The 13573-nt window shown below is 73.4% G+C and carries 12 protein-coding genes and 1 riboswitch; of the genes, 4 read left to right on the forward strand and 8 right to left on the reverse strand.

Features of this window, described 5'->3' with window-relative positions; genetic code table 11:
* Nucleotides 1–538 precede the first annotated feature (538 nt).
* Complete coding sequence (locus ACIHAR_RS04845) at nucleotides 539–769, forward strand: DUF397 domain-containing protein (RefSeq protein ID WP_400016968.1); 231 nt, start codon at nucleotides 539–541, stop codon at nucleotides 767–769.
* On the opposite strand, the gene ACIHAR_RS04850 is transcribed toward ACIHAR_RS04845, so the two are convergent.
* Nucleotides 753–1922 (reverse strand): steroid 3-ketoacyl-CoA thiolase, encoded by a 1170-nt coding sequence (locus tag ACIHAR_RS04850; protein ID WP_365454870.1) that lies wholly within the window; start codon nucleotides 1920–1922, stop codon nucleotides 753–755. The genes ACIHAR_RS04845 and ACIHAR_RS04850 overlap by 17 nt on opposite strands.
* 195 nt (nucleotides 1923–2117) lie before the next feature.
* Here ACIHAR_RS04850 and ACIHAR_RS04855 point away from each other — a divergent pair, with 195 nt between their 5' ends.
* Nucleotides 2118–3353: a cytochrome P450 gene (locus ACIHAR_RS04855; RefSeq protein ID WP_365454872.1), complete on the forward strand. Its 1236-nt coding sequence runs from the start codon at nucleotides 2118–2120 to the stop codon at nucleotides 3351–3353.
* A 4-nt stretch (nucleotides 3354–3357) separates the two neighbouring features.
* On the opposite strand, the gene ACIHAR_RS04860 is transcribed toward ACIHAR_RS04855, so the two are convergent.
* The 7 genes from ACIHAR_RS04860 to ACIHAR_RS04890 all read right to left on the reverse strand — a co-directional run bounded on the left by ACIHAR_RS04860 (nucleotide 3358) and on the right by ACIHAR_RS04890 (nucleotide 11114).
* Complete coding sequence (locus ACIHAR_RS04860; RefSeq protein ID WP_400016916.1) at nucleotides 3358–4047, reverse strand: YoaK family protein; 690 nt, start codon at nucleotides 4045–4047, stop codon at nucleotides 3358–3360.
* A gap of 217 nt (nucleotides 4048–4264) precedes the next feature.
* Nucleotides 4265–4681 (reverse strand): transglycosylase SLT domain-containing protein, encoded by a 417-nt coding sequence (locus tag ACIHAR_RS04865; RefSeq protein ID WP_365454879.1) that lies wholly within the window; start codon nucleotides 4679–4681, stop codon nucleotides 4265–4267.
* Between the two features lie 375 nt (nucleotides 4682–5056).
* Nucleotides 5057–5926, reverse strand: coding sequence for an ECF transporter S component (locus tag ACIHAR_RS04870; RefSeq protein WP_400016919.1), 870 nt, complete (start codon nucleotides 5924–5926; stop codon nucleotides 5057–5059).
* Nucleotides 5923–7968: an ATP-binding cassette domain-containing protein gene (locus ACIHAR_RS04875; protein WP_365454885.1), complete on the reverse strand. Its 2046-nt coding sequence runs from the start codon at nucleotides 7966–7968 to the stop codon at nucleotides 5923–5925. The genes ACIHAR_RS04870 and ACIHAR_RS04875 overlap by 4 nt, the downstream gene beginning before the upstream one ends.
* Complete coding sequence (locus ACIHAR_RS04880) at nucleotides 7965–9080, reverse strand: energy-coupling factor transporter transmembrane component T (protein ID WP_365454888.1); 1116 nt, start codon at nucleotides 9078–9080, stop codon at nucleotides 7965–7967. Before ACIHAR_RS04880 ends, ACIHAR_RS04875 begins: the two co-directional genes overlap by 4 nt.
* Before the next feature lie 157 nt (nucleotides 9081–9237).
* Entirely contained in the window at nucleotides 9238–9891 is a 654-nt protein-coding gene (locus tag ACIHAR_RS04885; RefSeq protein ID WP_400016922.1) for an SCO2322 family protein, read from the reverse strand.
* Complete coding sequence (locus ACIHAR_RS04890) at nucleotides 9888–11114, reverse strand: prenyltransferase/squalene oxidase repeat-containing protein (protein ID WP_400016924.1); 1227 nt, start codon at nucleotides 11112–11114, stop codon at nucleotides 9888–9890. The genes ACIHAR_RS04885 and ACIHAR_RS04890 overlap by 4 nt, the downstream gene beginning before the upstream one ends.
* 133 nt (nucleotides 11115–11247) lie before the next feature.
* A riboswitch (cobalamin riboswitch) is annotated at nucleotides 11248–11321 on the reverse strand.
* A gap of 97 nt (nucleotides 11322–11418) precedes the next feature.
* Between ACIHAR_RS04890 and ACIHAR_RS04895 the strand changes: the two genes are divergently transcribed.
* Nucleotides 11419–12120, forward strand: a complete 702-nt coding sequence (locus ACIHAR_RS04895) for a phosphotransferase family protein (RefSeq protein ID WP_400016927.1) — start codon at nucleotides 11419–11421, stop codon at nucleotides 12118–12120.
* A 590-nt stretch (nucleotides 12121–12710) separates the two neighbouring features.
* Nucleotides 12711–13556: an alpha/beta fold hydrolase gene (locus ACIHAR_RS04900; RefSeq protein ID WP_365454900.1), complete on the forward strand. Its 846-nt coding sequence runs from the start codon at nucleotides 12711–12713 to the stop codon at nucleotides 13554–13556.
* Nucleotides 13557–13573: the final 17 nt, after the last annotated feature.

Below are 13573 nucleotides of genomic sequence, written 5' to 3' on the forward strand. Positions count from 1 at the left end.
GGCCGCTCTTGGAGCCGGGCGCGCCGGGACTGGTGGACGGGCCGTCGCCCGCGGCGGATTGCGGCGGCGGGCCCGTCCAAGGGCTGCGTCAATCGTGCGGGGTCTGCCGCCCGCTGCGGAGCTGCGCGGCGGTGAGTGCGGTCACGCCGGCGGTGCCTGTGTGGCGCCGGTCCACAGCACTGCCGTCAAGGCGAACAGCGTGCGGACGCGCGGGTTCTGCACCCACGCCAGGGATCGAACGGACGGACGGGCCGATCCGGCGCAGCCATCGTTCGGCGGGGTGCTCCACCCAGTGGTGGGCCGCGGCCGAGGCGGCGAGGCTGACCACCGGCACGCCCAGAACACGAGGGTCTCGCCGCCTGGGCGGGCTTGCCCCGGTGAGCTTGCTCTCCGCCTACGCGGTTAAGGCGCTGGCCAAGGTCGACCTCACCACCGGCGAGCGCTGCCTGCCGAACGAGAGGCCCTGGCCGCTCTCGGACTCCGGCGCCGATTCCGGCGGTGTCGGAAGCCGGGCGCCGACCGTGGGGGTCAGGCCGTACTGGGTCGAGACGGGGCGGGCGAGGCTGGAGGGAAGGTATTCGTTCACGGGACGAGTAAGTCCGGCTACAGCGGCGAGCAAGGCGGCGAGTGCGTCGAGGTCGCCGAACTCCCCGGCGCCACCGTAGCCGTCCGCGACTCCAAGGTCCCGGCGGGCCCGACCCTCACCCTCCAGCCCGCCGCCTTCACCGCGTTCCTCTCCTGGACCGGTGGAACTACAGCCGCTGAATGATCGTCCCGGTGGCCAGTCCACCCCCCGCGCACATCGTGATCAGTGCGAACTCCCGGTCCGCCCGCTCCAGTTCATGCAGCGCCGTCGTGATCAGACGGGCCCCCGTCGCTCCGACCGGGTGCCCGAGGGCGATCGCGCCGCCGTTGACGTTCACCTTCGTCATGTCGGCGTCGAAGACCTTCGCCCAGCTCAGTACGACGGACGCGAACGCCTCGTTGATCTCGACCAGGTCGATGTCCTTCAGGGACATGCCGGCCTTGCCGAGCACCGCCTTCGTCGCGTCGATCGGCCCGTCCAGGTGGAAGTGCGGGTCCGCGCCGACCAGGGCCTGGGCGACGATCCTCGCCCTCGGCCTCAGCTTCAGGGCGCGCGCCATCCGCTTCGACGCCCACATGATCGCCGCCGCGCCGTCGCTGATCTGCGACGAGTTGCCCGCCGTGTGCACCGCCTTCGGCATGATCGGCTTCAGGCCTGCCAGGGCCTTCGCCGACGTGTCGCGCAGGCCCTCGTCCTTGTCGACCAGGCGCCACATGCCCTGGCCGGCCGCCTGTTCCTCCTCCGTCGTCGGGACCTGGACGGCGAACGTCTCCCGCTTGAAGCGTTCCTCCGACCAGGCCACCGCCGCTCGCTCCTGCGAGAGCAGGCCGAGCTCGTCCACGTCCTTCCGGCTCAGGCCCCGGTGCCTGGCGATGCGTTCCGCCGCCTCGAACTGGTTCGGCAGGTCCACGTTCCACTCGTCCGGGAACGGCTTCCCGGGGCCGTGCTTCGAGCCCGAGCCGAGGGGGACGCGGGACATCGCCTCCACCCCGCAGCTGATCCCCACGTCGATCACCCCCGCCGCGATCATGTTCGCCGTCATGTGCGAGGCCTGCTGGGAGGAGCCGCACTGGCAGTCGACCGTCGTCGCGGCCGTCTCGTACGGCAGGCCCATCGTCAGCCAGGCGGTGCGCGCCGGGTTCATGGACTGCTCGCCGGCGTGGGTCACCGTGCCGCCGACGATCTGTTCCACGGCGTCGGCGGGGATGCCGGTGCGGCCGAGGAGCTCGCGGTAGGTCTCGCCGAGGAGGTAGGCGGGGTGCAGGTTGGCGAGCGCGCCGCCGCGCTTGCCGATGGGGGTGCGGACGGCTTCCACGATCACGGGTTCGGCAGCCATGGGTGCGGATCCTCTCGAACTAGTACGTGTTCTAGTTCTTCCGGCTTGCAGTCTGCTGACGTGATGTGGGTCACCGCAAGGGTCTTGCAGCCTTCAGGTACCTGAACTACCTTCGGCGCACTTCGTTTCTGATGGATCGTCAGATGCGGCCGTCGGAAACGTGCCCGCCAAGCCGCCCTCTGGCTGGAGCCGCCCATGCCCTGTCCAGCGCTACCCGACGGGTTCGACTTCACCGACCCCGACCTGCTGCAACACCGTGTGCCCCTCCCGGAACTCGCCGAGCTGCGCCGCGCCGAACCGGTCCGCTGGATCCCGCAGTCGGGGAACGTGGCCGGCTTCCAGGACGAGGGCTACTGGGCGGTGACCCGCCATGCCGACGTCAAGTACGTCTCCACCCACCCGGAGCTGTTCTCCTCCACCCTCAACACCGCGATCATCCGTTTCAACGAGCACATCGAGCGTGATTCGATCGACGCCCAGCGGCTGATCATGCTGAACATGGATCCGCCCGAGCACACGCGCGTGCGGCAGATCGTGCAGCGGGGCTTCACGCCCCGGGCCGTCCGGGCGCTGGAGGAGCGGCTGCGGCGGCGGGCGCGGGACATCGCCGCCGGGGCCCGCGATCACGACGGGCCCTTCGACTTCGTCACCTCCGTCGCCTGCGAGCTGCCCCTCCAGGCCATCGCCGAGCTGATCGGCATACCCCAGGACGACCGGGCCAAGATCTTCGACTGGTCCAACAGGATGATCGCCTACGACGACCCCGAGTACGCCGTCACCGAGGAGGTCGGCGCCCGCTCCGCCGCAGAGATCATCGCGTACGCCATGACCATGGCCGTCGAGCGGAAGCGGTGTCCGGCGCACGACATCGTCTCCACGCTCGTGGCCGCCGAGGACGAGGGCAACCTCAGCTCCGACGAGTTCGGGTTCTTCGTGCTCATGCTCGCCGTCGCCGGGAACGAGACCACCCGGAACGCGATCACCCACGGGATGCACGCCTTCCTCACCCATCCCGAGCAGTGGGAGCTGTACAAGACGCACAGGCCCTCCACCGCCGCCGAGGAGATCGTGCGGTGGGCCACCCCCGTCTTCGCCTTCCAGCGCACCGCCACCCAGGACACCGAGCTGGGCGGCAAGCGGATCAGGAAGGGCGACCGCGTCGGGCTCTTCTACGCCTCCGCCAATCATGATCCCGAGGTGTTCGACCGGCCCGACGAGTTCGACGTCACCCGGGACCCCAACCCCCACCTCGGGTTCGGCGGGGGCGGGCCGCACTTCTGCCTCGGCAAGTCGCTCGCCGTGCTGGAGATCGACCTCATCTTCGACGCCGTCGCCGACGCCATGCCCGGGCTGCGGCTCGTGGAGGATCCCCGGCGGCTGCGGTCCGCCTGGATCAACGGAGTGAAAGAGCTGCGGGTCAGTACGGGCTGACGTGTCAGTCCCGCCCCGACGCCGTGACCGCCAGCCCCGCCGACGCCACCGCCGCGACCAGCAGCGGGACGCCCAGGCCGTGGTGGTCGACCAGCCACGCGCCGACGAGGGCGCCCGCGAAGAGGGCGAGGATCGCTGCCGCGCGCCGGGGGAGGCGGGAGCCCGAGCCGTCTCCCCAGGGGGAGTCGGCGACCAGGCCGGTCAGGAGCGAGGTGATGACCGTGGTGGTGGGAAGGCCGGCGACCCGCAGTGTGCGGACGGTCTCGTTGCGCAGGCCCATCGCCACGGCCGTGACGGCGATGAGGGCGTACGTCGTCCCGTCGGCGTCCGGCGCCGCGAAGGCCACCGCCGACGCCGCCGCCAGAAGCGCCGCCTCGACGGCCAGGGACACGCGGGTCCACGTCCGCCGCGACGTGCGGGCCGTGCGGGCGAAGAGGCGGCCACCGGCCAGCGCGCCCACCAGGAAGAACGCCACCGAGGTGAGGGTGTGCGGCACCGAGAAGCCGGCGGTCCCGGCGGCGGCGAAGCCCAGGACCAGCACGTTGCCGGTCATGTTCGCGGTGAAGACATGGTTCAGGCCCAGGAAGCACACGGCGTCGATCAGCCCGCTCACACCGGTCAGTGCGAGCAGGACGGCGACGAGGGGCAGGCCGCCCGATTCCGGGGCGGACGTCGTCTCGGGCTCGGTGGTCACCGGCACAGTGGACCATGTGCGCGGCCGTCGTTCACGCACCGTCACGCCGCGCGGGACACGGGCTGACAGGTAGAGGCGGCGGCCCGGGGATCGGGGGGCCGCCGCCTCTACGTGTGTGGGCCGGCCGCTGGTGGGCCGGGCTACGTGTACGCCGGGCTACCTGTGGGTGCCGGACCACGTACGTGTGTCACAGGCTGCGCGTGGGTGCCGGGCTGGCTCAGTACCAGCCGTTCGCCTGCCAGAAGGCCCAGGCGCCGGTCGGGCTGCCGTAGCGCTCGTTCATGTAGTCCAGGCCCCACTTGATCTGGGTCTTGGGGTTGGTCTTCCAGTCGGAGCCGGCGGACGCCATCTTGTTTGCAGGGAGGGCCTGGACGAGGCCGTAGGCACCGGACGAGGCGTTGGTCGCGTCGACGTCCCAGCCGCTCTCGTGCTCGACGATCTTGCTGAAGGCGTTGAACTGCGCGGCGTCCGGGATCATCTTGTGCGCGATCGCCTTGGCCTCGGAGGCGGAGGACCCGGTGGCCGCCTGGGCGGGCGCCGTGGTCAGGGCCATGCCGGCGGTGGCGGCGGCCACGGCGACGGCGGTGAGGGTCTTCTTGGGGGAGGCGATGCGGCGGATGAAGGAGACGGACACGGAGAACCTTTTTTCTTCGGGGACAGTGGCGTCGCGGGGCATGCCGGAATCACGCGGTGCGTGGCCGCACCGCGTGATGTGCGGTGGGTGGCTTGGCGTGCGTCGGCGCCGAGACCCGTGGGCCTGTCGGCGCCGTGCGACGTCATCCAGAGAAGCAGGCCGGAAGGGCGTCCGCAATGACCCCTTTTACTAGTTGTGGCCGCATGCGGGAGGAAGGTCGCCTCTGTGATCTGGCTCTCAATGTGCAGGTCGGACGGGGTTTCTGCATGGACATGGCGTCCGAAATGTCTAACTAAGGGACATAGTAGGTGATGTGGGTCATGTGGGGTGCTTCACCGGTGGAGCGTGATCGTCTCACCCACCGCGCACGGACGTTCACGGCTGGGGCGGCTCGAATGTGACCGGCGCCTCGAAAGCCGCCCGCCGCGTGGCACGGCGGAGGGCTCGCAGGATCGCCGGCCCCAGCGCGCAGGTGAGGACCACCGTCACGAGCGCCCGCCCCAGGTCCCAGCCCAGGGAAGTCGTGACGCAGTACGCGACGAAGCGGGCCAGGTTCGAGGGGACCGTGCCGTCCGGGTCGAAGGAGACGCGCGAGGCCAGCTCGCCCATGAAGGGCCAGCCGGCCATGTTCATCGCCGTGCCGTAGGCGAAGGCGGCCAGGAAGCCGTACGCGGCGAGCAGGGCCAGTTCCGTACGGCCGCGGAGGCGGTCCGGCCCGGGCAGCAGGCCCGCGCCCATCGTGAACCAGCCCATCGCCAGCATCTGGAACGGCATCCACGGACCGACCCCGCCCGTGAGCAGCGCGGACGCGAACATCGTGATCGCGCCGAGGACGAAGCCGAAACCGGGGCCCAGCACTCTGCCGCTCAGCACCATCAGGAAGAACATCGGCTCGATGCCGGCCGTGCCCGCCCCGATCGGTCGCAGGGCCGCTCCCGTCGCCGCCAGCACGCCCAGCATCGCGACCGCCTTGGCTCCCAGTCCCGACTCGGAGATCGTCGCCGCCACGACCGCGACCAGCAGCACCAGCAGGCCCGCGAAGAGCCAGGGGGCGTCCTGGGCGTGGGCGCTCAGCGTGGAGGTGGGCGGGGCCAGGAAGGGCCAGGTGAAGGCGACCACTCCCACGGCGCTGACCAGGAGGAGGGCCGACCAGGAGCGGGGGCCCAGGCGCACGGCACGGGCCTGCCGGTGGACGGCGGTCGCCTGCCCTCGTGCGGCGGGCTTCCGCCGCTCCACGGCCGTCATGCGAGCGCCTCCCTCACCTGCGCGACCGTGAGCCACTTCTGCGGAGCGAGGATCTTCGTCACCTGAGGGGCGAAGGACGGGGAGGAGACGACCACCTCCGCCGTCGGCCCGTCCGCGATCACCTCGCCCTCGGCCAGCAGGACCACCCGATGGGCCAGCTCGGCGGCCAGTTCCACGTCGTGCGTGGCCAGCACGATCGCGTGACCGGCGGCGGCCAGCTCGCGCAGCACGGCGACCAGGCGGGCCTTGGCCGCGTAGTCCAGGCCCCGGGTCGGCTCGTCGAGGAGCAGCAGGGGCGGACGGGCGGCGAGGACGACGGCCAGGGCGAGGGCGAGGCGCTGCCCTTCGGAGAGGTCGCGGGGGTGGGTGTCGTCGGTGATGCCGGGGAGCAGGCCGGAGACGAGGGAGCGGCAGGTGCCGGGGGCGGCCTGCGCGTCCCGGTCGGCCGCGGCGCACTCGGCGGCGACCGTGTCGGCGTACAGGAGGTCGCGGGGCTCCTGCGGGACCAGGCCGACGCGGCGGACGAGTTCGCGGGGCGGGGTGCGGTGGGGGACCGCGCCGCCGACCCGGACCGTGCCGGCGGACGGTTCGACCAGACCGACCAGGGTGTTGAGGAGGGTGGACTTTCCGGCGCCGTTGCGGCCCATCAGGGCGATGGTCTCGCCGGGGGAGACGGTGAGGTCGATGTGGCGGAGGGCCTCGACGTGGGCGCGGCGGACGGCGAGGGCGCGGGTCTCGGCGGGCGGCGGGAGCGGGCCCGCCGCTTCCGGAAGGGCGCGTGCGCGCCCGCGCCGGAACCACCGGAGGACGGCGGTGGGACGGGGCACGGGCCGCGGGGGTGTGCCGTCCGCCGGTACCGGGTCGGCCGCGGGGTCAGCTGGACCGGTCGTCGGCCGCCGGGGCGCGCTGTCCGCCGGTACCGGGTCGGCTGTCGCGTCCGCCGGACCGGCGGTGGGCCGCGCGGAGGCGGCCGAGGACCGCGCCGCGTCGGCGGCGGCGTCCCGGTCCGGGTTCGTCGTGGTGCCCGCGCCGCCCTGGCCCGGATGGTCCGCGGCGCCCGGGCGCCCGCTCGGGTTCGTCGTGGTGACCGCGCCGTGGCCAGGGGCCGTCGCGGCGGTCGTGCCCCGGCTCTGGCCGGTCGTCGCGGCCGTGTTCCGGCCCGGAGCCGTCACGGCGCTCGCCGTCTCCGGCCGTCGCGCGGGCTTCGCCGACAGGCGCTCATGTGGCTCCGCCAGCCGCTCGCGCAGGCCCGCCGCCCGGCGGCGCGCGTCCCGCACGGTCAGGGGCAGCGGGGACCAGCCCGCGACGCGGCCCAGGTCCACCACCGGCGGGTGGACCGGCGACACGGCCATGATGTCGGCCGGGGTGCCCAGGACGGGCGCCGCGCCCGGGGCCGGCAGGAGGGCGACCTGGTCGGCGTACTGCAGGACGCGTTCCAGGCGGTGCTCCGCGAGCAGCACCGTCGTACCGAGGTCGTGGACGAGGCGGAGGAGGACGGCGAGGACCTCCTCGGCGGCGGCCGGGTCGAGCGCGGAGGTCGGTTCGTCGAGGACCAGGACGGAGGGGTGCGGGGTGAGGACCGAGCCGATCGCCACGCGCTGCCGCTGGCCGCCGGAGAGGGTGGCGAGGGGGCGGTCGCGGAGCCCGGCCAGCCCCAGCAGGTCGAGCGTCTCCTCGACGCGGCGGCGCATCACGGCCGGGGACAGGCCCAACGACTCCATGCCGTAGGCGAGTTCCTCCTCCACCGTGTCGGTGACGAAGTGGGAGAGGGGGTCCTGGCCCACCGTCCCCACGACGTCGGCGAGTTCGCGCGGCTTGTGGGTGCGGGTGTCCCGTCCGGCGACCGTGACACGGCCGCGCAGGGTGCCGCCGGTGAAGTGCGGGACGAGGCCGCCGACCGTGCCGAGCAGCGTCGACTTGCCGACGCCGGACGGCCCGGCGAGGAGGACCAGTTCGCCTTCCGGCACGGTGAAGTCCACGTCCCTGATGGTGGGTTCGCGGGCGCCGTCGTAGGTCACGGAGACGTTCTCGAAGCGGATCACGACGGCTTACGGCTCCTTGCGGCGTGCGGGGCGAGGAAGGCGGGGAGGAGGCCCAGGAGGATCGCCGCCGCGGGCCAGAGGGGGAGGGTGGGGGCGGTGAGGGGCACCATGGTGGGGTGGAGGGCCGCGGGGTCCGCGGCGCCCGCGAGGGCGAGGAGGGCGGCGACCGCGACGCCGGAGACGACGATCAGGCCGGCGCGTGGGGTCCAGCGGTCGGGGCGGTAGCGGGTGCGGGGCGAGCGGCGGCCGCCGAGGTGGAGTCCGGCGAGGGCCGCGGCGAGTCCGGCGAGGAGGACCGGGAGGCCGTACGTGCCGCCGGCCGCCGTGAGCAGGCCGTACGTCCCCGCGCAGACGCCGAGCAGGCCGCCCAGGGTGAGGGCGGCCGTCGTACGGCGGACCGCGGCCGGGACGTCGGCGGTACGGCCGTAGCCGCGGGCGTCCATCGCCGCGGCCAGGGCGACGGAGCGTTCCAGGGCGCCCTCGAGGACGGGCAGGGCCACCTGGAGCAGACCGCGCAGGCCCTTGTCGGGGCGGCCGCGGAGACGGCGGGCGGCACGCAGGCGCTGGACGTCGGCGATGAGGTGCGGGGCGAAGGTCAGGGCCACGACGACCGCGACCCCGGCCTCGTACAGGGCGCCGGGGAGGGACTTCAGGAGCCGGGAGGGGCCGGCGAGGGCGTTCGCGGCGCCGACGCAGACCAGCAGAGTGGCGAGGCGCAGGCCGTCGTACAGGGCGAACAGGACGCCCTCGGCGGTGACCCTGCCGCCGAGGCGGATGCCCTGCGCCCAGTCGGGGAGGGGGACTTCGGGGAGGGTGACGATCACGTGCGTGCCGGGGACGGGGGAGCCGAGGGCGACGACGAAGAGGAGCCGGATGAGGAGGACGGCGAGGGCGAGGTGGAGGAAGGCGGAGTAGGAGCGGGACCAGGGGGTGTCCGGGCGGCAGGTGAGGACGACGTAGGCGGAGGTGGTGAGGAGCAGGGCCAGGAGGAGGGGGTTGGTGGTGCGGGTGGCGGCTGTGCCGAGGGCCAGGGCCCAGAGCCACCAGGCTCCCGGGTGCACGGTGGGGTGGGGGTGGTGCCGGGGCTGGTGCCGGGGGGTGGGGGCGCTCACCGGCGCCTGCCGGGTGCCGCCCGCGCCCACCCGTGCCGCCCCAGCGGCACGCCTGCCCGCGGGCTGCGCGGAGCGACTGGCCGTGGGCTGCTGGGCGTGACTGCCTGCAGGGTGCGTGGCGCCGTTGCCCGTGGGCTGCGTCGCGTCGGCAGCGGGGCTATCCACGCCCGCGCCGCCGCGCCTGCCACACCGCCGCCGCTGCCAGGGCGGCGATCAGGGCGCCACCCGCGTACACGCCCACCGACGGGCCCCCGTCCTTCTCGGGCTCTTCCGTCGCCGTCGGCTTCTCGCCCGCCGTGGGCTTCCCGCCCGCCGTCACCTGCTCCCCGCAGCCCGTCTTCGGGTAACCGGAGATCGCGCACAGCAGGGCGTTGGTGTCGTAGCGGAGGGGTTCGGCCACCGAGGCCAGGGCCTCCGCGGTCGTCGCGTCCTCGGGCACGCGGGCGCAGAATGCGCGGGAGGCGGGCGGGTTCTCTCCCGCGGGGGCGTCCGCGGCCGTGCCGAAGTCGAGGACCAGGGCCACCCGCTTGGACCCCTCCTGCGCGGGCGTCCTCGCACAGATCACGGCGAAGGACGTCATGCCGCGCGGCTGGGACGCGTCCGCGGAGTTCTCGCTGACCGCGAAGCGGAAGCCCTGGACGGCGCCGTCGGAGGGGCGGGCCGTCGCGGGGCCCTCGGTGGCGTAGATCCAGCGGTCGCCCTCACGCTCCCAGAAGGACCAGTAGCGGTAGCCGGCGGCCTGGGCCTGGCCGGGACCGGCCAGGATCGGGAGCAGGGCGGCGAGGACGAGTGCGGCGGTGCGGCGTATCACGGCTGCTGCTTCCTGCGGCCGCTGATCAGGAAACCGATGCCGATGCCGGCGACGAGGAAGACGCCGATGGTCCACCAGATGCCGAAGCCGTCGTCGGAGTCGCCCTTGTCCGCGTCGTCGGCCTTCTGCGGGGTCGCCTCCCCGGTCGACTGCGGTGCCGGTCCCGTCGCGTTGAGGGCGGTGACCAGGTCCGTGCCGCCGAACGCGCGCGGGTCGGTGCCCGTCGCGTGGGCCGCGAAGATCAGCTGCGCGTACGCGGCCGGGCCGCTCTGCTTCGCCCAGGCGGCGGAGTTCTGCTGGAGCCACTTCAACGGCTTGTCGGCGCTCGCCGCGCCGCCCTGTGCGGCGAGCGCGACGACCGCGTCGGCGGTGTTGCCGTGGTCGGGCTGGTTCTCGGCGCCGGGGAGCACCGACGTGAGGTACCCGTCCTTCTGCAGGGTCCTCGCCAGGTAGGCGGCCCCGTTGGCGGCGGCCTGCTGCGGGTTCGGGCCGGCGTCGACGCAGGTGGCGGCGTCCGACTTCGTCCCGGCCGCGGGCGCGAGGCCCTTGCCGAGGGCGCCGAGGACACCGGCGGCCGTCGCGTCCGCGTTGGCCGCCCGCTTGCCCGTCTTGTCGGGCTGGTAGGCGAAGGCGCCCGCGTCGGCGCCGTCGCAGGGGAGGGCGAGCTTCACCAGGGCGTCGTACGGCGACTTCCCGCCCTTCACGACCTCCGCGGGCTTTTCGCCCGCCGCCGCGAGCGCCCCGACCACGACGGACGTCGAGTTCGTGTCGCTGGCGCCGCCGGCCGCGTATCCCCAGCCGCCGTCCGCGTTCTGCACGGACTTCAGCCAGGTCACCGCCTTCGCCACTTCGGCCTCGTGGCCGCCGAGGGCCGCGAGGGCCTGGACGGCGGCGGCGGTGCTGTTGGTGTCGACCATGAGCTTGGCGTCGCAGGCCTTGGCCGGGTCGGCGCGGAACGCGGCGAAGGCGCCGTCGGCGCACTGCTGCCCGGTCAGCCAGTCCACGGCCTTGTCGGCCGGCTTCACCCCGACCGTGTCCTGGGCGAGCAGCGCGAGCGACTGGCGCCAGACGCCGTCGTACGTCGGGTCCGTGCTGCCGTACAGGCCGGAGGGGATCACCACGGACGGCGACGGGGACGGGGTCGGGTCGGCGGCTGCGGCGGGCGTGGCGGCGCCGATCACTGCGGTGGCGGCCAGGACCGCGGCGCTGCGGCGGACGTTCATGATCGGCGGGTGCCTCTCCCTGTCAGGGAGCCGGGCAGCACGGGACACCCCGGCGGCTCGGCTCCGTAAACCTCGACGGTGCCGTGCGGCGGCGGGCTGCCGGCGCACGTGAGCCGGTCATGGTTCCTGTCCGGGGCAGTCCGGCTCACCGGCCCCGGAGGGCGGTTCACGGTTGCGGGTCAGCGCCGGATTCGCACCGGCTTCCCCCCGTACGGGTGTGATGACGACTCGGCCACTCTACTCGCCCGTAGGGAAGGCCCTGAGGGGTGCCGGTGGGTGGGGCTGCGCGCGGTAGGTTCAGGGCATGACAACCGGGGGGATCGCGGGGAGGCAGCCGGGCCGCCTGCTCGGCTCGGGCCGCACGGCCGACGTCTACGAGCTCGACGGGGCGTGGGTGCTGCGCCGCGACCGCGAGGGGTGGGGCGACGCGGCCGCCGAGGGGGCGGTGATGGCGCACGTCCGGGCCCACGGCTACCCCGCGCCCGCCGTACGCCCCTCCGGCTCGCGCACCGACCTGGTGATGGAACGGCTGGACGGGCCGACGATGCTCCAGGCGTTCGCGGCCGGCGCGCTCGACGCGGCGGAGGCGGGCGCCACCCTCGCCGGGCTGCTGCGCGCGCTGCACGCCGTCCCCGCGCCCGGCGCCGGCCCCAGCGTCCTCCATCTCGACCTGCACCCGGACAACGTCGTCCTCATGCCCGACGGTCCGCGGGTCATCGACTGGGCCACCGCCCAGGAGGGCGACCCGGGCCTGGACTGGGGCATGTCCGCGGTGATCCTCGCCCAGGTCGCGGTCTCCGCCGAGCCGATCGCCGCACCGGCCCACGCGATGCTCGCCGCCCTCCTCACCGACCCGTCCGACCTCACGCGGGAGGGCCTGACGGAGGCTCTGCGGCGGCGGGCGGCGAATCCGACGATGACGGTGGAGGAAGTGGGACTCCTGGGCGAGGCGGAGGAGTTGGTGCGCTCGCTGGCCCAGGTCGCGGAGCGTCGCCCGACGGCGTAACCCGGGGCCGTGTTTCCGTCACCGGATCGGGCTGGTCGCCGGTTCGGCCGGAAATCGCCCCTGGGTGTCGCTCTGTGTTGCCGTTCTCCGTGTGATGCGACGGCGTGGGCATGGCGGTCGCGGGAGGGTCCCGAGGGGAAAAGGGTGACGTACTGGGAGGTCAGGATGCGCGGGGGCGTGAACTGCTCGATCATGGCGTTACGGCCTGTGGTGTCGTCTTCTCGCCGCTGTGGCCGCCGTTGATCACTGTAATGTCAAACTAAACATGCGTTTTGCGCCAAATGGCCCGCACCCCGGCCGGAATGGCCCCGGTGCGGGGCAGACATCCTCTAGCGTTGGTCGGTGTGAGCGGCATCCAAGGGGGCGCAACCGTCACCTGTTGACGTTGTGTCATGCCCCTCGGTCCGTCATGCAGACGGCTGGTTTGCGTGTCGACGGGCGCCCTGTCGGGCGGGATGCTGGTTCTCTGGGTCCCGCTCCGGGCGGCCGCGGCGCTGGCGACGGGAGGCACACCGGTGTTGGGCAGTGTCAAGAGCGGCGGTGACAGGCTGCTCTTCTTCGAGACGTCGGGGGATCCGAAAGGGCACCCGGTGTTCTTGCTGCATGGCACTCCCGGCAGCAGGTTCGGACCGCGCCCGCGCGCCATCGATCTGTACAAACTGGGGATCCGCCTCATCTCCTACGACCGGCCCGGATACGGCGAGTCCGGCCGGCTGAGGGGCCGCGCCGTCGAGCACGCCGCCGCCGACGTGAAGGCCATCGCCGATCACCTGAAGATCGAGCAGTTCTCCGTGGTCGGCCGTTCGGGCGGCGGGCCGCACGCCATGGCCTGCGCGGCGCTCCTGCCGCACCGGGTGGCCAGCGCCGCCGCCCTGGTCAGCATCGCGCCCCCGAACGCCGACGGGCTCGACTGGTTCGAGGGCATGGCCAACTCCAATGTCATCGCCTACAAGGCCGCTTCCGAGGCCATGCGGGACGGGTCGGCGGAATGCCTGGACCGGCTCAAGGCCAACCTGGCCAGCAACGCGGACGCCATCCGTGACAACCCCGGATCGCTGCTGACCTGGCTGACCCCCGAGCTGCCCGCCGCCGACAAGATGGTGGTGGGCCATGGCGGCATCCGGGGCCTGCTGCTCGCCAACTACCAGACCAGCGCCGTGCGTTCCTCCTTCGGTTGGCTCGACGACGTGCTGTCCTTCCGGCAGGACTGGGGATTCGACCCGGGCAAGATCGTCGAGGTCCCCCTGCTGCTGTGGCACGGGGAACACGACACCTTCTCGCCGGTGGGCCACTTCCGCTGGCTGGCCGACCGCATCCCCTCGGCCAAGCCCGTGCTGAAGCCGCGGGCGGCGCACTTCGCCGCGCTGCCGGCCGTACCCGAGATCCTCGCCTGGCTCCGCGATCGGGCCCACGAGCGCTTCGGGGCCGCGGTGTAGGCGTTCCGCGGCCCGTC

The sequence above is a fragment of the Streptomyces sp. NPDC052016 genome, from assembly GCF_044548445.1.
GTDB lineage: Bacteria > Actinomycetota > Actinomycetes > Streptomycetales > Streptomycetaceae > Streptomyces.